Here is a 23817-nt window from a genome sequence, read left to right on the forward strand (position 1 = left end):
GGAGGAATCCCCATGGCTCTCGTCACGCGTGTGACGGATCTGATCGGCCGCACTCCCCTGTTCGAACTCGCCGTCACCGACACCGGCACCCGCCTGCTGCTCAAGCTCGAACAGTTCAATCCGACCGGCGCGGCCAAGATCAGAATGGCCCGGTCGATGGTGCTCGATGCGGAGCGTCGAGGTTTGCTGAGGGTTGGCGGGCATATCATCGAGTCGACGTCCGGCAACACCGGACTCGGCTTGGCGGTGGTCGCGGCCGAACGTGGCTATCGATTCACCGCCGTGGTCGACAACCACGCCTGTAAGGACAAACTGCGCGCGATGCGAGCCATGGGCACCGACCTGGTGTTCGTCGCCGAGGGCGACGACGACGAGCTGGCCACCTCGGCACGAGAGGACCTCGCCGAGGCGATGGCGGCCGCCCGTGACGACGCGTACTTCACCGAACAGCACAACAACGACGCCAACGCGGTCGGCTACTACGCCGTCGCGGAGGAGTTGCTGGCCGAGGTCGAACGGGTCGACATCCTGCTCTCGGCGGTCGGCACCGGCGGTTCGCTGTTCGGCACCGCCACCCGGTTGCGCGATCTGGGCAGGCCCGCCCGGGTGATCGGGGTGGAACCGGTCGGCTCCATCGCCTTCGGCGGCGAGGGCGGACCGTACTGGCAGTCGGGCACCGGCACCCCGCCCGGGGCGAGCATCGGCACCGCCGTGGACTACGCGCTGCTCGACGAGGGCGTCAAGGTCAGCGATGTGGACGCCTTCGCGACCGCGCGGGCCGTGGCCAGGACGCACGGGCTGCTCATCGGCGGGTCGGCGGGCGGGTCGGTGCACAACGCGCTGGCACGGCTCGAGGAGTTCCCGGCCGGGTCGACCGTGGTGACCATCGTGTGCGACGGCGGCGAGAAGTACCTCGACACCGTGTTCGACGACGAGTGGATGCGCGCCCGCGACCTGCTCGACCCCGCCACCGAGGCGGACGTGACCACGCTGCTGCGCCGTTTCTCTCCCCTGCGGCGCCAGGACGAATTGATGGAGGTCTGAGTGAGCGCGACCGCGCGCCACATCCCGACGCCGACCACCGGTCGAGCGAATCCCCGGTGCGGGTTATGACGCACCCCGTCGACACCGACCCGACGAACGCGCCGGGGCTCGGTCGTCGGCGCGGCCCGGCGAGCGCGTCGCGGGGGCGGCGGTGATCAACACCCGCACCGACAGCGGTGCGCTGACCCGACTGGCGACGCCGATCGCGCTGACCCAGTTGGCGCAGATCGCGGTGTCGACCACCAATCTCGTGCTGATGGGCTCGCTCGGGGTGGCCGAGGTCGCGGCGGGTGGGCTGGCGCTGGTGTTGTTCAACCAGATCCGCACGATGTGCGTCGGGTTGATCACCGGGACCGGGAATCAGATCGCGGGCGCGCTCGGCGCGGCCGGGAAGCGGGGCGTGTCGGCCGATGACGAGGTGCGCGCGGTGGTGCGGGCCGCGTTCGTCATCGCGACCATCGCGGGTCTGCTCGGCGGGGCATTGCTGATCGGGCTCGGGTGGATGCTGCCCTGGCTCGGGCAGGACATGGCGGTGCTCGACCTGGCCCAGCCCATGATGATCGCGCTCGCGCCCGGGTTGCTGCCGTGCCTGTGGTTCCAGGTGCTGCGGCAATACACCGTCGGCATGCAACGTCCACAGGCGTTGCTGCTGGTCACGCTCGGATCGGTGGCGTTGAACCTGGTGCTCGCGCTGGCGTTCATCCACGGCTGGGCCGGCCTCCCGGCCATGGGGCTGACCGGGGTGGGTGTCGCGACCTCGCTGGTCTTCCTGATCACCTTCGGGGTGTTCTGGGCGATGGTGCGGCGCGACGAACACCTCGGTCGCACACTGCCGACGACACCGTGGCCGGTGCGCTGGTCGACTGTGCGCGCGGAGCTGCGCCTCGGCACCCCGATCGCGCTGACCTACGGGTCGGAGGCGGGCATGTTCTCGGTGTTGGCGCTGGTGATGGGCAGTTTCGGGCCCGCCGCGCTGGCCGCGCACAATGTCGTCTACCAGATCATCTACATCGTGTTCCAAGTCGCGATCGGCATCTCGCACGGTGCGTCGATCCTGGTCAGTCACGCGGTGGCGCGCGACGAGTTCGACCGGGCCAGGGCGCTGGCCTGGTCGGCACTGCGCCTGGCCGCGGTGGTCTCGCTGGTCACCGGGGTGTTCTACGTGGTCGCGCCGAACCTGGTGCTGGCGCCGTTCCTCGACCCGGGCGACACCGACACCGTGGCGATCGCGCACACCCTGCTGCTCATCGGCATCGTGCTGCAATTCTTCGACGCCGCCCAGAACATCGGCACCGGGCTGCTGCGCGGACTGAAACAGACCTCGGCGGGCCTGCGGCTCTCGCTGGTCGGGTACTGGGGCGTGGGGCTACCGGCGGCGCTGGTACTGGCGTTTCCGCTGCACCTCGGCGCGGCCGGGGTGTGGTGGGGACTCACCGCCGGGCTGGCCGCCACCGCCGCGCTGATGCTGCGCAAGTACTTCGCGCTGCTCGACCGGGCCGCCGTGGCGCGGCCGGTGCGGGTGCCGGTGGGTCAGGCTCGATGAACGAACGAGGCGGGCGACCCGCTGGTCGCCCGCCTCGTCTCGTGGTCTGTCAGAGATTCACACCGTAGTCACGGGCGATGCCCGCCAGGCCGGAGGCGTAGCCCTGGCCGACAGCGCGGAACTTCCACTCGGCGTTGTGGCGGTAGAGCTCGCCGAAGACCATCGCGGTCTCGGTGGACGCGTCCTCGGACAGGTCGTAGCGGGCCAGTTCCACGCCGGTGTTGGCGTCGGTGACGCGGATGTAGGCGTTGCGGATCTGCCCGAACGACTGGCCGCGAGCCTGCGCGTCGTGGATCGAGACCGGGAAGAAGATATTGGTGATCTGCGGCGGGGTGGCGGCCAGGTCGACGTTGATGGTCTCGTCGTCGCCCTCGCCCTCACCGGTCAGGTTGTCACCGGTGTGCTCGATGGTGCCCTCGGGCGAACGCAGGTTGTTGTAGAACACGAAGTGCTGATCGGAGAGCACCTTCAGGTTCGGTCCGGTGGCCAGCGCGCTGGCGTCGAGATCGTGATCGGCACCGGTGGTGGTGCGCACGTCCCAGCCCAGGCCGACCGCGACCTTGGTGAGGTTGTCGGTCTGCTTCGACAGCGAGACATTGCCGCCCTTGGCGAGTGTGACGCTCATGAAAACCCTTCTGTCCAGATAGTGTGCCGTGGAAGAACTTACGCCGTGAAACCGTTGTCGGCCCAGGTCCGCAGGGTCTCGACGCGACCCTCCAGTGCCCGCAGCTCGGTGTCGTCGAGGACGGTGCGCTGGATGCCCCGGTCGACGGCGAAGGCCGACTGCCGGTGATCGTCGATCACCTCCACATCGAGCTGGACCGCGGTGTAATCCGGTGCCTGCGGCATCTGCTCGGCGACCACCGTAGCGCGGCCGCGCGCGCACAACGCCACATTGCCGCCACCCAGGATCAGCAACGCCACCGACGGCTGCGCGCGCAGCCGAGCCAGCGAGCCGCGATCGGACTTCAAACTGATGAGGATGCGCTTGTCGCCGGCGCGCACCGGCCACGACACGGGAATCGCGTGCGGCGCCGGGTCGGTGGTGACGAGGACCGCGATGGTTTCCTGCGGCCAGACCGGCAACACGTCGAGCTCGGGATGCTCGGTTTCGGCGTGTTCGGTCAAGGAATCAATCTCCGCGGGATCTACTTCTGTAGCCATCTACCTCACCTCGACACTCGTCGGATACCGACTCTCACCGCGAACAGCGAGCACCCCCGAGTCTAAAGTGCTGTGCCCCTTGCCCGCTGGCGTGCGAGCGATTGACCGCAATATCTCAGCAAGGTCTCAGACCCGACAGCCGAGCCCGCCCCCTGCGGAGATTCCGTTAGCCCGTCGGTAACCGACTGTCCGCTGATGCCAGCTTACCCAGGGGGTCCGACAAGTGTCGCGCGCGCGAACTCAGACCGGCCAGTAGGTGCGCCAGTCCTGCGCGGCGAGCGGGGCGCGGGTGCCGCGAGTGGTCTCGGCGGCGTCCTCGGTCGCGCGGATGGCGGCGGCGAAGTCGAGCGTCGCGGTGCGCAGCCGCTCCTCGGCCGAACCCGGTCCGCCCAGTTCGATCACGCGCAGGGTGGCGGGGATCAGGTCATCGGGCAGGCCAGCGGCGGCGCTGCGCGAGCGGACCTTCTCGGCCAGGGCGAGGGCGGGTTGGGCCATGGCGATGCCGTCCAGGCACGAGCGACGCGCCTTCTCCGCGGATTTGCGCTCCTCCCAGGCCTTTTCCTGGGCGGCGATCTTGTCGTCCAGCGAGGTACCGGCGGAGAATTCGGCGTCGGTGAGGTAGGGGCTGCGGTGGACCAGCTTGTCGACCAGGGTGGCGGCTACGTCGTCGACGGTGAATTCGCCGGCGTGCTCGGCGATTCGGGAGTGGAACAGGACCTGGAGCAGCAGGTCGCCGAGTTCCTCCCGGATGGTCTCGGCGTCGCCCGCCTGGATGGCGTCGAGGAGCTCGTAGGTCTCCTCGAGCAGGTAGGGGCGCAGCGAGTCGTGGGTCTGGGTGCGCTCCCAGCCGCCGAAGTGCCAGAGGCGATCCATCACGTCGACGGCCTCGGCCAGGCCCGCCGCCACGGCGGCCTTCTCCCGCGAGACGTCCTGGCTCATCGGGCACCCGCCGGTTCGGCCGCGACCGAAAGATCCACCATGCCTTGGGGTTTGCCATCCAGGACCAGCAGCAGGTCGGCGACGAACTGCAAGACCGCCACATCGCGCACCCGGTCGGCGCCGACGCTGTCGGTGACGCGCGGCAGCGGCAGGGTGATCAGGCCGCTCGCGGGACGGTAGGTGGCGGCGGGGTAGATGCGCTTGAGCCGAAGCTGTTTGGAGTCGGGCAGATTCAGCGGCGCGATCTTGAGCGAGGAACCGGTGACCACGATCTCGGACACGTCGTACTCGCGCGCCAGCAGGCGCAGCCGGGCCACCGACACCAGGCGACCCACCTCCACCGGCAGCGGGCCGTAACGGTCGACGAGCTCCTCGATCACCGCCGCCAGGGCCGAATCGTCCTGTGCCGCCGCGAGTTTGCGATACGCCTCGAGCCGCAGGCGGTCGCTGGCGATGTAGTCAGGCGGGATGTGCGCGTCGACGGGCAGGTCGATGCGCACCTCCTTGTTCTCCTCGGTGACGATCGGCTTGCCGTCGGCGGCGGCGCGATAGGCCTCCACGGCCTCGCCGACCAGGCGCACGTACAGGTCGAAACCGACCCCGGCGACGTGACCGGACTGCTCGGCGCCGAGCACATTGCCCGCGCCGCGGATCTCGAGGTCCTTCATCGCCACCGCCATACCGGCGCCGAGATCGGAGTTCTGGGCGATGGTGGCGAGGCGGTCGTAGGCGGTCTCGGTGAGCGGCTTCTCCGGCGGGTACAGGAAGTAGGCGTAGCCGCGCTCGCGGGACCGGCCGACGCGACCGCGCAGCTGGTGCAGCTGCGACAGGCCGAGGGAGTCGGCGCGTTCCACGATCAGGGTGTTCGCGTTGGAGATGTCGAGGCCGGTCTCGATGATCGTGGTGCAGACCAGCACGTCGTACTCGCGCTCCCAGAAGCCCTGCACGGTCTTCTCCAGCTGGTCCTCGTTCATCTGACCGTGCGCCACGACCACCCGCGCCTCGGGCACCAGATCGCGAATCTTCTTGGCGGCCTTGTCGATCGAGGACACCCGGTTGTGCACATAGAACACCTGGCCGTCGCGCATGAGTTCGCGGCGGATGGCGGCGGTGACCTGCTTGTCGTTGTAGGCGCCCACGTAGGTGAGCACGGGGTGGCGTTCCTCGGGCGGGGTGAGGATGGTCGACATCTCGCGGATGCCCGCCAGGCTCATCTCCAGGGTGCGCGGGATCGGGGTGGCCGACATGGTGAGCACGTCGACGTGGGTGCGCAGCGCCTTGATGTGCTCCTTGTGCTCGACACCGAAGCGCTGCTCCTCGTCGACGATCACCAGGCCGAGGTCCTTCCAGCGCACGCCCGTCTGCAGCAGCCGGTGCGTGCCGACCACGATGTCGACCGAGCCGTCGGCCAGTCCGGCCAGGATCTCCTTGGAATCACTCGCGTCGGTGAATCGGGACAGGCCGCGCACCGTCACCGGGAAGCCCGCGACGCGTTCGGTGAAGGTTTGCAGGTGCTGTTGGGCGAGCAGCGTGGTGGGCACGAGCACGGCGACCTGCTTGCCGTCCTGCACCGCCTTGAACGCCGCGCGCACCGCGATCTCGGTCTTGCCGTAGCCGACGTCGCCGCAGACCACGCGGTCCATCGGCACCGGCTTCTCCATGTCGGACTTCACGTCGGTGATCGCGGTCATCTGGTCGACGGTCTCGGTGAACGCGAACGCGTCCTCCATCTCCTGCTGCCACGGGGTGTCCGGGGCGAAGGCGTGACCGGGCGCGGCCTGCCGGGCGGCGTAGAGCTGCACCAGCTCGCCCGCGATCTCGCGAACGGCCTTGCGCGCCTTGCGTTTCGTGTTCGCCCAGTCCGAACCGCCGAGCTTGGACAGGCTCGGCAGTTCGCCGCCGACGTAGCGGGAGAGCTGGTCGAGCGATTCCATCGGCACGAACAGCCGGTCGCCGGGCTGGCCGCGCTTGCTCGGCGCGTACTCGATGACCAGGTACTCGCGGCGCGCGCCGCCGATGGTGCGTTCGATCATCTCGACGAACCGGCCGATGCCGTGCTGGTCGTGCACGACCATGTCGCCGGAGTTCAGGGCCAGCGGGTCGACCTGGTTGCGGCGCTTGGCGGGCAGGCGCTTGCCCTCCGAGGGCGCGGTGACCCGGTTGCCGGTGAGGTCGGATTCGGCGACGACGACCAGCCCGGCGTCGTCGAAGATCAGCCCGTCGTGCAGCGAACCGCACAGCACCCCGACCACGCCCGGTTCCGGCACGGCGCCCGCGGGCAGCAGCGCGGCGGGCACCTCGGCCTCGCCGAGTCGTTCCAGCACGCGCTGGGCGGTGCCGTGCCCGGTCACCACGACCACCGCGCGACCGCCCGTGGCGACGTGGGCGCGCAGCGAGGCGAAGATGGTGGCGACCAGTTCCTCGGAGCCGCGCGCGGTGGGGCCGGACTGCACCGGCAGCACCACCTCGACCGGATCACCGGAACTGAGCGGGCTCAGCGTCCACCACGGCAGGCCGAGTTCGTCGGCGCTGCTGTGCAATTCGGACAGGCCGCGATAGCCGGAGGCGGCCAGGTCGAGGCCGTTGGCGCCCAGCGGGGCCTCGCTGCCGAAAGAGGCCGCGGTCCAGGAGGCTTCGAGGAATTCCTCGCCGGTGCGCACGAGATCGGCCGCGCGCGTGCGGATCTTCTCCGGGTCGCACAGCAGCAGCTGGGTGCCCGCGGGCAGGGCCTCGGTGAGCAGGCTCAGCTTGCCGGGCGCCAGGACCGGGAGCAGCGCCTCCATGCCGTCGACGGGGATGCCCTCGGCGATCTTGTCCAGCATCTCGACCAGGGAGGCGTCGGCCTCGTTGTCGGCGGCGACGGCGGTGGCGCGTTCGCGGACCGGGGTGGTGAGCAGCAGTTCGCGACACGGGGGCGCGACCACCACGTCGAGGGTGGCCTCGCCGATCGAGCGCTGATCGGCCACCGAGAACGGTCGGATCTCGCTGACCTCGTCGCCCCAGAACTCCACGCGCACCGGATGATCCGCGGTCGGCGCGAACAGATCGAGGATGCCGCCGCGCACCGCGAACTCGCCGCGCTTGCCGACCATGTCAACCCGGGTGTACGCGAATTCGACCAGGCGCGTGAGCAATTCGTCGAACTCGTAGTCCGCGCCGACGCGCAGCACGATCGGCGCGATATCGCCGAGCCCGGCCGTCATCGGCTGCATCAGCGAGCGCACCGTGGTGACCACCACGCGCAGCGGATCGGGATAGACCGGATCCTCGGGGTGGGCGAGCCTGCGCAGCACCTCGAGCCTGCGCCCGACCGTGTCGGGGCCCGGCGAGAGGCGCTCGTGCGGCAGGGTCTCCCAGGACGGGAACATCGCCACCGAGGGGCCGAGCATCTCGGTGAGCTCGACGGTCAGATCGTCGGCCTCGCGACCGGTGGCGGTCACCACCACCAGGGGGCGCTGATCGGCGATGGTCGCCGCGACGAACGGCCGCACCGCCGACGGCGCGACCAGCTCCACCCCGGATTTACCGATCAGATCGGTGACCGTCCGCAGCGCGGCATCACCCGCGACCGCCTCGGCCAGGCCGGCGAGCGGAGGACGAAGGGAGGACATTGTTCGCTCCTGAATGCGCAGTGGGCGGGCGTCGGAAACGGTCGAGGTGGCCGTATCGAAGTCTAGTCACCGGGTCCGACAGTCCCCGTGCAGCCTGGAGATGTCCCGCACCCGCGTAGGGTCGAGTCGTGAGTCTGGCTCGACGTGAACGCCTCGCCCTCGTGGCGACGATGACCGAAGCGGGTCCCGCCGCGCCCACCCTGTGCGGCACCTGGACCGCCCACGACCTGGCCGCGCACCTGGTGGTGCGCGAACGCCGCCCCGACGCCGCGCTCGGCATCCTCGTGCCGCCGCTGGCCGGCTACCTCGACAAGGTCCAGACCGAGATCGCGCGGCAGTCGTTCGCCCAACTGCTCGAGCTGGTCCGCACCGGGCCGCCGTGGTGGTCGCCGCTGCGCCCGGTGGACGCGATGGCCAATCTCACCGAGATGTTCATCCACCACGAGGACGTGCGCCGGGCCGAACCGGGTTGGGAGCCACGGCAATTGGCGGCCGCCGACGAAGACCGACTGTGGAAGGCGTTGCGCGCGGTGGCGCGCACGGCCTATCGCAAGTCGCCGGTTGCGCTCGTGCTGGCGAACCCGGCGGGCGCCGAGATCACGGCCCATCGCGGTGACGGCACGCCGGTCGTCCTCACCGGGACACCCTCGGAACTGCTGCTGCACGCGTTCGGTCGCGACGAGGTCCGCATCACCGCGACCGGTGACGACGACGCCGTGCGGGCCGCCCTCGCCACCGACCGCAGCGTCTGAACTACACGATGTAGCGGCGCAACCGACGCGCGGCGAACTCGCGGAAGTACGACAGCTTCTCCGGCGGCACCAGCGAGGGCAGCAGGAAATACCAGGCCCGCTCCATCCGCGCCGCCATCTGATCCATCGACTCGGTGCCGACCGCGACGATGTGCACGCCCGCCGTGAGCTCCTGGAGCAGCACGCCGACCACGTCCGGGTCCAGGTCGGGCAGCAGATCGCCCTGGGCGATGGCCCGCTCCGAGAGCAGACGGTAGGTCTCGCCCCAGGTCTTGGTGATGTTGTCGCCCTGGGCGCCGCGATAGTCACCGATCTGATGGGTGAGCTTGAGCATCGCCCCGACCATCGGATCGTTCATCGACAGATCGGCCACCACGTAGGTGATCCCGATGCCCGCTTCCAGCGCGGGCACCCTGGCATCGAAGAAACCCTGGCAGGATCCGATCAGGCGCTCGTTGCCCTGATCGACCACCGCACGGGCCAGCTCCTCCTTGGAGCCGAAGTGAAAGTACAAGGCGCCCTTGGTCACATTGGACTGCGCGATGATTTCGCTCAGGCTCGCGTTGGCGTAGCCCAAACGGAGAAAGACATCGGCAGCGCCAGCAAGGACGGAGTCGCGGGTGATCTCCGCGCGTGCTTGCCTAGCCATCAGATCCGCCTGTCATCCAATAATCCAGCCATCCTGAAGTAGACCGACATACCGAAATTTGATCGACATACCGCCCGGCAGCACCCAAAAGGATGGGTGAACCGTACCACCAGGCGGCAAAGCGGCGGCCGAATCGTGGATTCGGTACGCCTCGCCAGCGCTATCGTCCGGTTACCCCACCGTTGGTTGGCGTAGTCCCCGTATTCCATTCGGAGCTGAGCCCCGGTTCGGCTTCCAAATGCTTCAAACCGTTCCAACAAAGATTGACCAGATGCGCCGCGACCACCTCTTTCGGCGGGGTGCGCTCATCGAGCCACCAGGTGGCGGTGGTCGAGACCATGCCGACGAGGGCCTGGGCGTAGAGCGTGGCCAGGCTCGTGTCGAAATCCCGGCGACCGAAATCGCCCGCCAGCAGATGCGCGACCTGGTTGACGGCCTCGTTGAGCAGACTCGAGTAGCGACCGTCGGCATTGGGCGCGGGCTGGTCGCGGACCAGGATCCGGAAGCCGTCGGTGCGTTCCTCGATATAGGTGAGCAGCGCGAGGGCGACCTGTTCCAACCGCACCCGCGAACGATTGCGGGTGAGCGAGGAGGTGACCATCTCCAGCAACATCGACATCTCGCGATCGACGACGACCGCGTAGAGGCCTTCCTTGCCGCCGAAATGCTCGTAGACGACCGGCTTGGACACCTGCGCGCGCTGCGCGATCTCCTCGATCGACGTCGCGTCGTACCCGCGCTCGGCGAACAACGCCCGCCCGATCTCGACCAGCTGCTGCCTACGCTGCGTACCGGTCATCCTTGGCCGCGACGGACGCGCCGACTCGCTGGAAGACAAACTCCCCTGCCTCTCTATGCCTGGAGACCACTGCCCCAACTGTCTCAGACCGTGAGCGACATCGCGGGACCCACCCCTCCCAACCGGCTATCACCCGCCCGCACAACCGATCTCGCGAGAACACGGCCAACTCGTCGGGCACGGCCCGACTTCCCCCGTTCGCCGAGCTCGCCGCGTCGACGACCCGACCCCGCGCCGCGGTCCGGCCGGAGTTTCCGGGGAGGCGGATTTGCGGGGAGGCGGAACTGTGCGAGGATCACTGCTGTGCCGTAGCACAGTGGTGGGCTCACGCAGCCCACTGGTGTAGCGATCCGCCGTAGTGTAATGGCAGCACCTCTGATTTTGGTTCAGATAGTTCAGGTTCGAGTCCTGGCGGCGGAGCACACGGGCACACAGTGACGTATCGTCGGCCCGCACCGTCTACCGACCGAACCCGCCACAGCACTCGCTGACAGGCAGCCGAGGGAGATCCATGCCACCGCAGACCGCCGTCGTCGTCCTCGCCGCAGGTGCTGGGACGCGAATGCGGTCGAAGACTCCGAAAGTGTTGCACCCGTTGGCAGGCCGGTCGATGCTCTCGCACGCGCTGCACGCCGCCGCCGAGATCGACCCCACCCACCTGATCACCGTGGTCGGACACGACCGCGAGAAGGTCGGCGCCGCCGTGGCGGACGTGGGTGCCGAACTCGGCCGCGAACTCGTGTGCGCGGTGCAGGAGCAGCAGCTGGGCACCGGCCACGCGGTGCAGTGCGCACTGGGCTCGATCCCGGCGGACTTCGACGGCGACCTCCTCGTCACCTCGGCCGATGTGCCGCTGCTCGACGGACACACCCTCTCCGCGCTGCTCGACGAGCACCGCAGCTACGCCGAGCGGCCCGCCGTGACGGTGCTGACCTTCGTGCCCGACGACGCCAACGGCTACGGCCGGATCGTGCGCGACGACGACGGCCAGGTCGCCGAGATCGTCGAACACGCCGACGCCACCCCGGAACAGGCCAAGATCAAAGAGGTCAACTCCGGCGTCTACGCCTTCGACGCGTCGGTGCTGCGCACCATGATCGGACGGCTGTCCACCGCCAACGCCCAGCACGAGCTCTACCTCACCGACGTGCTGCGACTGGCCCGCGAAGCAGGCCACCCCGTGCACGGCGCGCGCCTGATCGACTCGAACAAGGTCACCGGGGTCAACGACCGGGTGCAGCTGTCCGAGGCGGGCGCCACCCTCAATCGCTACATCCTCGAACGCCACATGCGCTCGGGCGTGACGATCATCGACCCCGCGACCACCTGGATCGACGCGAGCGTGCGGATCGGCCGCGACGCCGTGCTGCGACCGGGCACCCAACTCTTCGGCGCGACCAGGATCGGCGAGGACGCCGAGATCGGACCCGACACCACCCTCACCGACGTGATCGTCGGGACGGGCGCGAGCGTGATCCGCACCCACGGTTCGGGCGCCGAGATCGGCGAGGGCGCCACCATCGGGCCGTTCAGCTACCTGCGACCGGGCACGGTGGTGGGCGAGGCGGGCAAGCTCGGCGCGTTCGTCGAGACCAAGAACGCCACGATCGGCGCGCACTCGAAGGTGCCGCACCTGACCTACGTGGGCGACGCGACGATCGGCGACCACAGCAACATCGGCGCGTCCAGCGTTTTCGTGAACTATGACGGGGTGACCAAGCACCGCACTGTGGTCGGCTCCCATGTGCGCACCGGGAGCGACACCATGTTCATCGCGCCGGTCACCGTGGGTGACGGCGCCTATACGGGTGCGGGTACTGTACTGCGCAGCAGCGTTCCGCCGGGTGCACTTGCGGTGTCGGGTGGACCACAGCGCACAATTGAGAACTGGGTGCAGCGCAACCGTCCAGGAACCGCTGCGGCGCTCGCGGCGGCGGAAGCCATCGCGGCAGACGAGACGTCTTCGAAGACAATCGAGCAAAAGGATGGCAACCAGCAGTGACCGCGTTCTCGATCGACAACCAGAAGAACTTGATGCTCTTCGCCGGCCGGTCACATCCTGAGCTGGCCGAGCAGGTCGCCAAGGAACTGGATGTCGACATCACGCCGCAGACCGCGACCGATTTCGCCAACGGCGAGATCTTCGTGCGGTTCGAGGAGTCGGTGCGCGGTTCCGACGCCTTCGTGCTGCAGAGCTTCCCGGCGCCGCTGAACCAGTGGCTGATGGAACAGCTCATCATGATCGACGCGCTCAAGCGCGGTTCGGCCAAGCGGATCACCGCGGTGCTGCCGTTCTACCCCTACGCCCGCCAGGACAAGAAGCACCGCGGTCGCGAGCCGATCTCGGCCCGCCTGGTCGCCGACCTGCTCAAGACCGCGGGCGCGGACCGCATCATCAGCGTCGACCTGCACACCGACCAGATCCAGGGCTTCTTCGACGGCCCGGTCGATCACATGCACGCGCTGGTGCAGCTGTCCGACTACATCCGCACCAACTACCCCTCCGACAACCTGGCCGTGGTCTCCCCCGACGCCGGCCGCGTGAAGGTCGCCGAGAAGTGGGCCGACGCGCTGGGCGGCACGCCGCTGTCGTTCATCCACAAGACCCGCGACCCGCTGGTGCCCAACCAGGTGAAGTCCAACCGCGTCGTCGGTGACGTCGAGGGTCGCACCTGCGTGCTGATCGACGACATGATCGACACCGGCGGCACCATCGCCGGTGCGGTGAAGGTCCTCAAGGAAGCCGGTGCGGGCGACGTGATCATCGCGGCCACTCACGGTGTGCTGAGCGATCCGGCGGCCGAGCGGCTGGCCAACTGTGGTGCCAAGGAAGTCGTCATCACCAACACGCTGCCGATCAGCGAGGACAAGAAGTTCCCGACGCTGACGGTGCTGTCGATCGCGCCGCTGCTGGCTCGCACGATTCGCGAGGTCTTCGAGAACGGCTCGGTAACCGGCCTCTTCAACGGCAACGCCTAAGCTGGGGCTCCCCCGCCTCTCCGGGTTTTTTGGCCAGGCTTGGGTGCGGGTCGGGTTGGGGACGCGGCAAGCTTTTCTGAGGTGAAGAGTTAGCTCGCGCCCGGTGAGTTACCCATGTGCTGACGAGATCAGTCGGTGCGTTTTCGTCCTTCGGACGTGGCGGACCGGCTGATCTTCGTGCATGGTGGTGTAGTTCGGGATGTGAGAGGGGGGCGAAATGGGGACCGAGCCGCAGTGGCCGGTTGAGTTGGGCAAGGATGTGCCTCGGGTGCAGGATGGGGCCGAGCCGGTGTGGGGTGGGGGCGCGAATCCGGTGCCTGCGGTCGAATTGCCGCCGTATCCGGCGCCTCCGCCGGTGTATCCCGCTGCTGGATTTCCAGGGCCTGGTTATCCCGCCGTAGGCAATCCCGCGCCGGGGTATCCGGGGCAGGCGCCCTACGGTGCCGTTCCCTTTCGGCCGGGTCCGCCGCAGCCTGTTTACGGGTATCGCGACACGACGCCGCTGTGGTCGATCTTCAGTTTCTGTTGTGCGGCGGGTTCGGTGTTCGGGGGGATCGCGCTGTGTGGATTGCCGGTGTTGATCACCGCGCCGACGGGGGTGGTGCTCGGGCTGGTCGGGCATGCCAAGGGCGAGGAGATGGGCAAGTGGGCCGCCATCGTCAACGGGGTGATCGGGGCGCTGGCGGCAGCGGTCGTGATCGTGTTCCTGGTGTTCCTCGGCAGCCTCTGAGCGATCGCGGGCGATACTGGTAGGCGGTAGCCGCACGATCGCCCCGACCAGGGAGGTTTCGATGAGCACACCGCTGGGCCCCGGATCCGACCAACCCGCGCCGCGTCGCCCTCCCCGCCACGCCAAACCGGAACCGGAACCCGAACAGCCCGAGGTGGCGCCCTCGATCTTCGACGAGACCGCCGAGGAGACGACCGACACGGACGACGGCCAGTCGGAGGTGACCTTCTCGATCTTCGACGACCCGGCCGTGACACGGGTGTCGAATCCGCCGGGCGGGAGCAAGCGGCGCCGACCCGCGGTGTCGTACTCGCTCGTCGACGAACCCGCCGAGGACACCACACCCGCGCCGTCGGACGACGACTCGGCCGGGCGCCACGAGGACGACTCGCCCGGCAAGCACGAGGAACGGGAACCGAGTCGGCCCGACGTCGCCTACGGCGGGCTGCCCGCCGACACCCCCGCGCCCACCGACGACAAGCCGGGACGGCAGACCTGGTCGATGGTCGGGTTCGTATTCGCCGCGATCGCGCTGGTGTTCTTCCCGATCATCTTCGGCGTGATCGGCATCGGATTCGGCGTCTACGCCCACACCAGGGGCGAGAAGCTCGGGTACTGGGCGGCGATCGCCGCGCTCACCGCCCTGCTGCTCGGCCTCGCGATCAGGATCTTCTTCTTCGACGCCGCCTTGCTCCCCGAACAGGACTGAGAAACACCGCACCGATGGACGCTTTCACCGGATTCCCGCTCGCCGGACTCGACTTCTACGAAGATCTCGAGGCCGACAACTCCAAGGCCTTCTGGCACGCGCGCAAACACCTCTACGACGAGTCGGTGCGCGCCCCGATGGTCGCGCTCACCGCCGAACTCACCGACGAATTCGGACCGGCCAAGATCTTCCGGCCCTACCGTGACGTGCGGTTCTCCGCCGACAAGCTGCCCTACAAGACCCATCAGGGCGCGGTGGTGGCGGTGGCGCCCGGGGTCGGCTGGTACGTGCAGATCGGGGCGGCGGGATTGTTCGTCGCGGGCGGGTGCTTCCGGCCCTCGCCCGCGGCGCTGGCGGTCATCCGGGCCACGATCGATGACGAGGTGCGCGGCGCGGAACTCGAGCGAATCCTCGCGGGCACCGGCGCGGCCGGGTACACGCTCGGCGACGACAAACTCGAGACCAAGCCCAAGGGCTACGCCATCGACCACCCCCGCATCGACCTGCTGCGCTACAAGTCGCTGACGGTGCATCGCGAGTTCGGCGCGCCCGACTGGCTCAGCACCCCGGCCGCCGCCACCCGGATCCGCACCGCCTGGAACGACCTGCGGCCGCTCGTGGAATGGTTCGGCGCGGTGCTCGAGGGCGTCGAGGACGACGCGCGAAGCCCGCGCCGGTAGCCGCCCGACCGACCGGGCCGAGCGTGGCTCGTGACGGATGGCCCGCGGAGGCCGATACTGGAAACCATGAGCCGTGAACCGTTGGACATGGACATGGGCGATGACGATCAAGCCGACGACATCGTCGAATACGAGCGCTATGTGGAGGACCCCCCGGCCGACTACGTGATCCGCAATCACGAAGCCGACGCCGACGGCTTCCTCGGCATCAACGAGGAGGTCTCCGAGGAGTGGTCCGAGCGCGGCTCCCGCCGTGAGGCCCTCGCCGAAGACGAACGCCCCGCCGAGGAAGCCGCGATGCGCGTGCGCGACGGCGACAGCCTCGACGGCGACCTGTTCGACGACGGCGCGATCAACGGCGAAGAAGGCGTCGAAAAAGACCTCGAGGGCGACGAGAACGCCATCAGCGGCGAATACCTCGCCGACGAACTCGACCTGTAGTGACAGTGCCGCCGACCGCGGTGTCGCGATCGGCGGCGCGGGTCAGCGGCGTTCGGCCAGGACGAGGGTGAAGCGGTGGGCGGGGTCGGTCCAGGTGTCGGTGGGGGTGAACCCGGCGGTGGTCAGTTCGGCGGCCAGGGATTCGGGGCGGAACTTGGCGGAGATCTCGGTGCGCATTTCCTCGCCCGCGGCGAAGTCGACGGTGAGGTCCAGTTCGGCGACTGTCGCGGTCATGGCTTCGGTGGCGCGCAGGCGCATTTCGATCCACTCGTTGTCGGCATCCCAGAGCGCGACGTGTTCGAACTTCTCGGGGGCGAAGTCGGCGTCGAGGCGGGAGTTGAGGACGTGCAGGACATTGCGGTTGAACTCGGCGGTCACGCCCGCGGCGTCGTCGTAGGCGGGGACCAGGATGGCGGGGTCGATCACCAGGCCGGCGCCGAGCAGGAGCAACTCGCCCGGTTCGAGGACCTCGTTGATGCCTGCCAGGAACTCGGCGCGCTCGGCGGGGACCAGGTTGCCGATGGTGCCGCCGAGGAAGGCGATCATGCGGCGACCGCCGCGGGGCAGGTTGTGCAGGGTGTCGGTGAAGTCGCTGACCACGCCGTGCACGGCCAGGTGCGGGTACTCGGCCGCGATCTCGTCCGCCGCGCCACGCAGCGCGCTGGCCGAGACATCCTGCGGGACATAGGTTTTCAGTGAACCTTCGGCGGTGAGGGCGTCGAGCAGCAGGCGGGTCTTGACCGAGGAGCCCGAACCCAGTTCCACCAGCACCTCGGGGCGGGCCGCGGTGGCGATCTCGCCGACGACGCGTTCGAGCAGGGCGCGTTCGGTGCGAGTCGGGTAGTACTCGGGCAGTTCGGTGATCCGCTCGAACAGTTCGCTGCCACGCGCGTCGTAGAACCACTTGGGCGGCAAGGACTTCGGCGTGGCGGTCAAGCCGGTGCGGGCGTCGGTGCGCAGGGCCGTGGTGAGATCGTCGTCGGTGAGGTGGATGTCCAGCAGCGGCACGGTCATGAACGGACCCTTTCGGTGGCGGGGAGTTCGAGGGCGGTGATGGTGCAGTGGCCCGGCGTGGCGGTGACCAGTCGGTGATCGTCGACGGGTTGCCAGCGCGGGTCGGCGTCGTAGGGTTCGGAGGACAGCACGGTGTAGTCCTCGGCGACGAGGACCGACAGCGAATGCCAGCAGGTGGTGGCCCAGAGGTGGGTTCCGTTGCCGAGCAACAGGTTCAGGCGCGCGGTGGGTTGGTGGCGTAGGACGGCGGCGGTGAGCAGGCTCAAGGCGTCGGCCGGGGTGACCACCGTGAGTAGGCCGCGCAGCAGGACCCACAGGGCCGCGGCGTCGGTGAGCGCCTCGGCGTGCAGGAACAGGGCGGGGGAATCGAACAACGTCGGCGGACCGGTGGAGGTGGCGAAGTGTTCCGCGAGATCGGCCAGGACCGCGACGAGGGTCGCTCGCCACTCCGGGATGACCCCGTTGTGGCTGAAGGCCCAGTGCTCGTCGATGAAGGGGGCGCAGGCGGACCGCTCCACCGGCATGCCGACGGTGGCCGAGCGGACCGCGGCGATCACCGACCGGGATTCGAGCTGGGTCAGGACTTCGGCGACGGCGGGATCGGTCCAGATCGGGGCCTGGTTGCGGTAGCGGGTCACCGCGTCGCGGGCGCCCTCGACCCCGATATCGGCGCGCCGCCACCAGGCCACGCCGAAACCGTCGGCGTTGATGGTGCCGCCCGCGCGCATCTCGCTCGGGGCCCAGGCCTGGACGAACAGCGAGTGCGGGCCGCGCACCACCAGTTCACCGACCCCGACCGGCGGGCCGACATAGCCGAGGTGTCGACACATCAGCGTTCGTCCGCGCGCAGGTCTCGGGCGAGGCGGAAACCGGCGAAGATCTGCCTGCGGATCGGGTGATCCCAATTGCGGAAGGTGCCGCGGCAGGCCACCTCGTCGGTGCCGAAGGAGCCGCCGCGCAGGATGCGGTAGTCGCCGCCGAAGAACACCTCCGAGTACTCGCGGTACGGGAACGCGCGGAAGCCCGGGTAGGCCTCGAAACCCGAGGAGCACCACTCCCAGACGTCACCGATCAGCTGGTGCACGCCGGTCGCCGAGGCACCGGCCGGGTAGGCGCCGACCTGGGCGGGTTCGAGGTGGCGCTGGCCGAGGTTGGCGGTGCGCGCGTCGGGTTGATCCTCGCCCCACGGATAGCGCCGGGACGCACCGGTTTCCGGGTCGTAGCGCGCGGCCTTCTCCCACTCGGCTTCGCTGGGCAACCGCTTTCCGGCCCAACGCGCGTAGGCCTGCGCCTCGAACCAGCACACGTGCACCACCGGTTGACGCGGCCGCAGCGGGGTTCGGACGCCGAACGCCGCGCGCGTCCAGCCGTCGCCGTCACGCTCCCAGAACTGGGGCGCGAACAGACCGGCCTCCCGGCGGTGGGCCCAGCCGCGCTCCGACCACAGTTCGGGTCGCTCGTAGCCGCCGTCGGCGATGAAGGCGAGGTACTGCTCGTTGGTCACGGGCGCGATATCGATCGCGAAACCGTCGACCCACACCGGGTGGGCCGGGCGTTCGTTGTCCAACGCCCACGGGTCGGCGGAGGTGCCCATGAGGAATTCGCCCGCGGGCAGGACTCTTTCGCCGTCGACGGGCACCTGTGCGGCCGGCGCGGGCGGGGCCGAGAGCACCGGCGGGCCGATGCGCAGCTGGTGGGTGGCGAGCATGGTCTCGTCGTGCTGCTGCTCGTGCTGGGCGATCATGCCGAACGCGAAACCGTTGTCCACCAGCGGGTTACCCGACAGGGTGTTGGTGTCGAGGACGTCGAGGACCTTGTCGCGCACCGAGCCCACGTAGGCGCGGGCCTGGTCGGGGTCGAGCAGCGGCAGGGTGGGACGGTTGGATCTGGCGTGTTTGAACGCGTCGTAGAGCTCGTCGATGTCGGCGCGCACCGCCTCGCGACCACCGACATCGCGCACCAACCACAGTTCCTCCTGGTTGCCGATGTGGGCCAGGTCCCAGACCAGCGGTGACATCAGTGGCGAGTGCTGGGCGCGCAGATCGGCTTCGTCGACGCTGTCGGTGAGCGTGGCGGTGCGACGGCGGGCCCGCGTGAGGACCTCGGCGATGCGCGCGCGCGTGCGGTCGAGATCGCTGTGGTCGGCGGGGGCGGAAAGAGTCACGAGGTCTCCGAAAAGGACAGGTCAACAAGGGATTCGGGGCGGAACGACGCGATCACCGCGCACCGTTTCGCGACGAGTCGACCTCGGCGAGGGGACTGCGGCCCGCACGACATCGGTGAGCGGCGGCGGCCAATTCGGCAGCGGCGGCGGGTGTTCGGGCGTTCGCGGCGGCGAGGTCGAGCACGTCCACGGCCGCGCGACGCAAGTGCGGGTCGAGCAGGCCACAGTGGGCCGCCATCAGCCACTCCCCCGCGGTGGGCGCGGCCAGGGCGGTGGCCTCGGCGACGACCGCCGGGGTGGCGAGCAGGGCGTCGAACAGGTGGATCGGGGTGGTCCAGGTGTCGCCCGGTTGGGTGTCGAGGTAGCGCACCTCGAGGTGACCGGAGGCGCGGACCGGGGGGAACAGGGTGCTCAGGTGGTAGTCCAGGTCGGCGCGGGTGGGGCGGCGGCCGACTTCGTCGTCGAGGGCGCCCGTGAGCCAGTCGGCGAAGGTGGCGCCGGGCGGGGGGTTCCAGTCGGCGTCGCGGTCGGTGCAGCGCACGCACAGCAGCGGGACGTCCAGCGCCCAGTGGGCGTAGGCGGTGATCGGGTCGGCCCAGTCGGCGACCGGCGGTCGGGTGCGGGAGGGGTCAAGGCGCAGCCAGGTGCGCATGCGCTGGGAGGCCCAGTTGCCGGGCGGGATGCCGTGCAGGCGTGGTGAGCAGGCGAAAGCGGCGATCAGGGCGGGGCCCAGGGCGTAGAGGGCGGTCCAGCGGGCGTGTACCTCGGCCGGGTCGGCGCCCGCGTCGACACTGACCTGGGTGGCCGCGGTATTGCACATCATCAGGGCGCCGAAGGGGCCCACGCTGTCGAAACGGCGTTGCATCGCGGCGTAGCGGGGAAGGCGCAGCAGGCGCTCGGCGGGGCGGCCCGCGTCGGCGGCGGCGGCGAAGACGGCGATCCCGCGGGCGGCGAGCAGATCCCGCAAACGGACCGCGTCGGCGCGCAGGTGTTCGGTGAGGGCGGCGGGGTCGGCGAACGGCGCGCTGGACAGTTCGACCTGACCACCGGGTTCGACGGTGACCATGCTGCCGCCGGGCAGGGGGTGTGCGGGTGAATCGGGGGCGATCGAGGTGGGGGCGTAGGCGCCGAGAGCGGCGGCCAGGTGGTCGAGCGAGGGGCGGGCGCCGGTGGGACCGGCGGTGAGCCACTCCAGTTCGGCGCCGATCAACGCCGGTGGTCCGAGCTTGAAACAGACCCCGCCGACATAGGCCTCCGCGGCGGCTCGGGATGAGAGTTCGGCCTGGTCAGGGACGGGAACCGGCCACGAGGAACGTTCCAGGATTACCGCCATGCCAACCTCCACGTGCTGTGTACTGCCGGGGAACCTGCGTTTCGCTCATTCCAGAGTAGCGACGCCCACCGACAGAAAAAGTGACGAAATGGAGAACGGCTCAGAGCCGTTATGGTCGAGCCATGAAGGACCTCTCGATGATCAGGGCCGATACCGCGGGACTCGCCGACGGCCGGATATTCCTCGACAGCGCGGGCTCGTCGCTGCCGCCGGCGATCGTTGTCGACACGATGATCGCCCACCTGCGACGCGAAGCCGAGATCGGTGGTTACCAGGCGGCAAACGAGCGACTCGATGACCTCGACGCGGTGAAGACCTCGATCGCCACGCTCATCGGCGCCACCCCCGACACCATCGCGCTCAGCGACAGTGCGTCCCGGTCATGGGCCGATTTCGCCTACTCCGTCCCGCTGCGACCGGGCGACCGAATCCTGATCTCGGGCGCGGACTACGCCAGCAACGCCATCGGCGCGCTGCAACGCGCCAAGGCCACCGGCGCGGTGGTCGAGCGCATTCCCAGCGACGACACCGGCCGCCTCGATACCGACGCGCTCGCGGCCATGCTCGACGAGCGCGTGCGGCTGGTGTCGTTGCAGCACGCGCCGACCAACGGTGGGTTGGTGAATCCGATCGCCGAAGCCACCCGCATCGCCCACCGGGTGGGCGCGCTGGTGCTGCTCGATGCCTGCCAGTCCACCGGTCAACTGCCCATCGACGTCACCGCGCTCGGCGTCGACGCCATGTCGAGCACCGGGCGCAAGTGGTTGCGCGGGCCGCGCGGCACCGGATTCCTGTATGTCCGTAGGGAATTGGCGCAGACGATGGAACCGGCCCGGCTCGACCTGCACAGTGCCGAATGGGTCGGCCCGCAGGAGTACCGCCTCGCCCCCGACGCCAGCCGGTTCGAGTTCTGGGAATGCGGGGTCGCCGCCCGCCTCGGACTCGGCGCCGCCGTCGACTACCTACTCGACCAGGGGCCCGACGAGGTCTACGCCGCCGTCGCCGACCGCGCCGCCTACCTGCGCAAAACCCTGCCCGAGATCCCCGGCGTCACCGTGCGCGACCTCGGCACCGAACACAGCGGCATCGTCTCGTTCACCGTCGACGGCCACGACCCCGAACAACTCCGCGACCGCCTGGCCGAGCACGCGATCACCGTCACCGTCAGCCACGCGAGCTCCACCCTGCTCGACATGACCGACCGCACCCTCCCCGCCGTCCTCCGCGCCTCCCCCCACTACTTCGTCGACCACCACGACCTCGACCGCTTCCACACCACCCTGACCACCCTCACCCACTGAGCCCAGCGAGATGCTCGCGGACAACGGCGTCCACGAGCACGGTCGCTACTACCCTCGGGTGGCGGTGCGGGCGCAGGTCAGGGGGGCAACTGATCGGTTGATGCGGGATATTGCGGCGGTATCGGGTAGACCATACGTAGACCGCTACGCAGCATCCTTCGCTGTCAAGGGCTGAAACAGCAGGGGTGTTGGTTTTTCAGCCGGGTTAACACCGGTGGGGCGGGGTGGGATTTCTTTGTTGGGAGTGCAGAGCACGGCCGTAACCGATCGTTGGCGAGAGGGAGACCGACGTTGAGCAGGTTCACCGACGAAATGTTTGGCACCGCGTTGTCCAGCTCCAGAGGGCTGGTCACCGGGGAACCAGGGGCGCCGCTGCGGCAGACCTGGGGGGAAATCCATGGTCAGGCCCGTCGGATGGCGGGTGGACTCGCCGCGGCCGGGATCGGACACGGCGACGCGGTGGGCGTGCTGGCGGGGCTGCCGGTCGATATCGCGCCCGCCTGCCAGGGCATCTGGATGCGTGGCGCCTCGATCACGATGCTGCACCAGCCGACCCCGCGCACCGATCTCGCGGTCTGGGTGCGCGACACGGAGACCGTGCTGCGGATGATCGACGCGAAAGCCGTGGTATTGGGCGCGCCGTTCGCCGCGGCCGAACCGGTGCTGCGCGAACGCGGGATCACCGTGGTCAGGATCGAGGACCTGCACGCCGGCCCCGACACCGACCCGGTGCCGACCGCCGAGGACGATATCGCGTTGCAGCAGTTGACCTCTGGGTCCACCGGCTCGCCCAAGGCGGTCCGAATATCGCACAGCAACTTCTACGTCAACGCCTACGCCATGTTCAACCGGGTGAAATTCCAGCCCGACGACGACGTGATGGTGAGCTGGCTGCCGCTGTTCCACGACATGGGCATGGTCGGATTCCTCAGTGTGCCCATGCAATTCGGCGCCGAAGTGGTGTGCGTGACACCGCTGGACTTCCTGGCCAAGCCGCTGCTGTGGGCCGAGCTGATCGCGAAGTATCGCGGCACCGTCACCGCCGCACCGAATTTCGCGTACTCGCTGCTGGCCCGCCGACTGCGCCAGGCCGAACCGGGCAGCATGGACCTGTCGAGCGTGCGCTACATGTGGAACGGCGCCGAACCGGTCGACCCCGACACCATGATCACCCTGGCCGAAGCCGGAAAACCCTTCGGCCTCAACCCGATGGCCCTCACGCCGGTCTACGGCATGGCCGAGACCACCCTGGCCGTGTCGATTCCCGACCCCGGCCACGGCCAGGTGCTCGACGTGATCGACGCCGACCTGCTCGAGGCCGTCGGCAAGGCGGTGCCGATCGCCGAGGACGGCCACCACGGCACGCCCCGCAAACTCCCGACACTCGGCTATCTCGTCGACGATCTGGAAGGCCGCGTCGTCGACGACGAACGTCAGCCGCTGCCCGTCCGCTCCGTCGGCATCATCGAATTGCGTGGTCCCGCGGTCACTTCCGGCTACGTCACGGTCGACGGCTTCCAGCCCGCGCAGGACGCCGACGGCTGGCTCGACACCGGCGACATCGGCTACTTCACCGAGGACGGCCTGATGGTGGTCTGCGGGCGGATGAAGGACGTCATCATCATGGGCGGCCGCAATATCTACCCCACCGACATCGAACGGGCGGCGCTGCGGGTGCGCGGGGTTCGGCCCGGTAACGCCGTCGCGGTGCGGCTCGACGCGGGCGAGAAGCGTGAGAGTTTCGCGGTCGTCGCCGAATCCAACGACTACCAGAACCCGGACGAGGTCAAGCGCATCGAACGCGAGATCGTCCACGAGGTCGTCGCCGAGGTGGGTGTGCGCCCCCGCACCGTCGCGGTCCTCGGCCCCGGCGCCCTGCCCAAGACCTCCTCGGGCAAACTCCGCCGCGCCGCCACTGCGGTCCACCTGCGCTGACGGGTGCCCGGCCGGGCCACACGCCCGGCC

Annotated in this window: 21 protein-coding genes and 1 tRNA gene; 12 read left to right on the forward strand and 10 right to left on the reverse strand. The window is 69.2% G+C overall.

Features of this window, described 5'->3' with window-relative positions; translation table 11 throughout:
• The first annotated feature begins 12 nt into the window (after positions 1–12).
• Both ACFP3H_RS23940 and ACFP3H_RS23945 read left to right on the forward strand, forming a co-directional pair.
• A complete protein-coding gene (locus ACFP3H_RS23940; RefSeq protein WP_378609323.1) occupies positions 13–1044 on the forward strand; it encodes a PLP-dependent cysteine synthase family protein in 1032 nt (343 codons plus the stop codon).
• A 154-nt stretch (positions 1045–1198) separates the two neighbouring features.
• Complete coding sequence (locus ACFP3H_RS23945) at positions 1199–2587, forward strand: MATE family efflux transporter (RefSeq protein ID WP_378609581.1); 1389 nt, start codon at positions 1199–1201, stop codon at positions 2585–2587.
• 49 nt (positions 2588–2636) lie between these two features.
• Here the strand turns inward: ACFP3H_RS23945 and ACFP3H_RS23950 are convergent, their stop codons facing one another.
• The 4 genes from ACFP3H_RS23950 to mfd all read right to left on the reverse strand — a co-directional run bounded on the left by ACFP3H_RS23950 (position 2637) and on the right by mfd (position 8301).
• Complete coding sequence (locus ACFP3H_RS23950; RefSeq protein ID WP_378609324.1) at positions 2637–3212, reverse strand: TerD family protein; 576 nt, start codon at positions 3210–3212, stop codon at positions 2637–2639.
• A gap of 38 nt (positions 3213–3250) precedes the next feature.
• On the reverse strand, positions 3251–3751 hold the full coding sequence (locus ACFP3H_RS23955) for a pyridoxamine 5'-phosphate oxidase family protein (RefSeq protein ID WP_378609325.1): 501 nt from the start codon (positions 3749–3751) through the stop codon (positions 3251–3253).
• A gap of 240 nt (positions 3752–3991) precedes the next feature.
• On the reverse strand, positions 3992–4690 hold the full coding sequence (locus ACFP3H_RS23960; protein ID WP_378609326.1) for a nucleoside triphosphate pyrophosphohydrolase: 699 nt from the start codon (positions 4688–4690) through the stop codon (positions 3992–3994).
• The gene (gene mfd, locus ACFP3H_RS23965) at positions 4687–8301 is read right to left on the reverse strand and encodes a transcription-repair coupling factor (protein ID WP_378609327.1); all 3615 of its coding nucleotides are present in this window, start codon (positions 8299–8301) and stop codon (positions 4687–4689) included. The genes ACFP3H_RS23960 and mfd overlap by 4 nt, the downstream gene beginning before the upstream one ends.
• 128 nt (positions 8302–8429) lie before the next feature.
• Between mfd and ACFP3H_RS23970 the strand changes: the two genes are divergently transcribed.
• Positions 8430–9053: a TIGR03085 family metal-binding protein gene (locus ACFP3H_RS23970; protein ID WP_378609328.1), complete on the forward strand. Its 624-nt coding sequence runs from the start codon at positions 8430–8432 to the stop codon at positions 9051–9053.
• Between the two features lies 1 nt (position 9054).
• Here the strand turns inward: ACFP3H_RS23970 and ACFP3H_RS23975 are convergent, their stop codons facing one another.
• On the reverse strand, positions 9055–9702 hold the full coding sequence (locus tag ACFP3H_RS23975; protein WP_378609330.1) for a TetR family transcriptional regulator: 648 nt from the start codon (positions 9700–9702) through the stop codon (positions 9055–9057).
• Positions 9703–9862: 160 nt separating this feature from the next.
• Entirely contained in the window at positions 9863–10501 is a 639-nt protein-coding gene (locus ACFP3H_RS23980) for a TetR/AcrR family transcriptional regulator (protein WP_378609331.1), read from the reverse strand.
• A 349-nt stretch (positions 10502–10850) separates the two neighbouring features.
• Between ACFP3H_RS23980 and ACFP3H_RS23985 the strand changes: the two genes are divergently transcribed.
• From ACFP3H_RS23985 to ACFP3H_RS24015, 7 genes are all read left to right on the forward strand, one after another.
• Positions 10851–10921, forward strand: a tRNA-Gln gene (locus ACFP3H_RS23985).
• 91 nt (positions 10922–11012) lie between these two features.
• Complete coding sequence (gene glmU / locus ACFP3H_RS23990; protein ID WP_378609333.1) at positions 11013–12503, forward strand: bifunctional UDP-N-acetylglucosamine diphosphorylase/glucosamine-1-phosphate N-acetyltransferase GlmU; 1491 nt, start codon at positions 11013–11015, stop codon at positions 12501–12503.
• The gene (locus ACFP3H_RS23995) at positions 12500–13480 is read left to right on the forward strand and encodes a ribose-phosphate diphosphokinase (protein ID WP_378609335.1); all 981 of its coding nucleotides are present in this window, start codon (positions 12500–12502) and stop codon (positions 13478–13480) included. The genes glmU and ACFP3H_RS23995 overlap by 4 nt, the downstream gene beginning before the upstream one ends.
• 574 nt (positions 13481–14054) lie before the next feature.
• On the forward strand, positions 14055–14210 hold the full coding sequence (locus ACFP3H_RS24000) for a hypothetical protein (RefSeq protein WP_378609336.1): 156 nt from the start codon (positions 14055–14057) through the stop codon (positions 14208–14210).
• A gap of 61 nt (positions 14211–14271) precedes the next feature.
• The gene (locus ACFP3H_RS24005; protein ID WP_378609338.1) at positions 14272–14919 is read left to right on the forward strand and encodes a hypothetical protein; all 648 of its coding nucleotides are present in this window, start codon (positions 14272–14274) and stop codon (positions 14917–14919) included.
• Positions 14920–14933: 14 nt separating this feature from the next.
• Positions 14934–15599 (forward strand): DUF2461 domain-containing protein, encoded by a 666-nt coding sequence (locus ACFP3H_RS24010; RefSeq protein ID WP_378609339.1) that lies wholly within the window; start codon positions 14934–14936, stop codon positions 15597–15599.
• Between the two features lie 66 nt (positions 15600–15665).
• A complete protein-coding gene (locus ACFP3H_RS24015; protein WP_378609341.1) occupies positions 15666–16040 on the forward strand; it encodes a hypothetical protein in 375 nt (124 codons plus the stop codon).
• 42 nt (positions 16041–16082) lie between these two features.
• On the opposite strand, the gene egtD is transcribed toward ACFP3H_RS24015, so the two are convergent.
• Genes egtD through egtA form a run of 4 tightly spaced genes read right to left on the reverse strand, consistent with a single transcriptional unit; the run spans position 16083 to position 20551 of the window.
• Positions 16083–17054: an L-histidine N(alpha)-methyltransferase gene (egtD, locus tag ACFP3H_RS24020; protein ID WP_378609342.1), complete on the reverse strand. Its 972-nt coding sequence runs from the start codon at positions 17052–17054 to the stop codon at positions 16083–16085.
• On the reverse strand, positions 17051–17884 hold the full coding sequence (gene egtC / locus ACFP3H_RS24025) for an ergothioneine biosynthesis protein EgtC (RefSeq protein ID WP_378609344.1): 834 nt from the start codon (positions 17882–17884) through the stop codon (positions 17051–17053). The genes egtD and egtC overlap by 4 nt, the downstream gene beginning before the upstream one ends.
• Positions 17884–19218 (reverse strand): ergothioneine biosynthesis protein EgtB, encoded by a 1335-nt coding sequence (gene egtB, locus ACFP3H_RS24030; RefSeq protein ID WP_378609345.1) that lies wholly within the window; start codon positions 19216–19218, stop codon positions 17884–17886. Before egtB ends, egtC begins: the two co-directional genes overlap by 1 nt.
• Positions 19219–19270: 52 nt before the next feature.
• The gene (gene egtA, locus ACFP3H_RS24035; protein WP_378609347.1) at positions 19271–20551 is read right to left on the reverse strand and encodes an ergothioneine biosynthesis glutamate--cysteine ligase EgtA; all 1281 of its coding nucleotides are present in this window, start codon (positions 20549–20551) and stop codon (positions 19271–19273) included.
• A 122-nt stretch (positions 20552–20673) separates the two neighbouring features.
• On the opposite strand from egtA, the gene ACFP3H_RS24040 reads away from it, so the two are divergent.
• Together ACFP3H_RS24040 and ACFP3H_RS24045 are read left to right on the forward strand one after the other, a co-directional pair.
• On the forward strand, positions 20674–21852 hold the full coding sequence (locus ACFP3H_RS24040; protein ID WP_378609348.1) for an aminotransferase class V-fold PLP-dependent enzyme: 1179 nt from the start codon (positions 20674–20676) through the stop codon (positions 21850–21852).
• A 291-nt stretch (positions 21853–22143) separates the two neighbouring features.
• Complete coding sequence (locus ACFP3H_RS24045) at positions 22144–23787, forward strand: fatty acyl-AMP ligase (protein ID WP_378609350.1); 1644 nt, start codon at positions 22144–22146, stop codon at positions 23785–23787.
• Positions 23788–23817 lie beyond the last annotated feature (30 nt).

The sequence above is a fragment of the Nocardia lasii genome, from assembly GCF_042658545.1.
GTDB lineage: Bacteria > Actinomycetota > Actinomycetes > Mycobacteriales > Mycobacteriaceae > Nocardia > Nocardia lasii.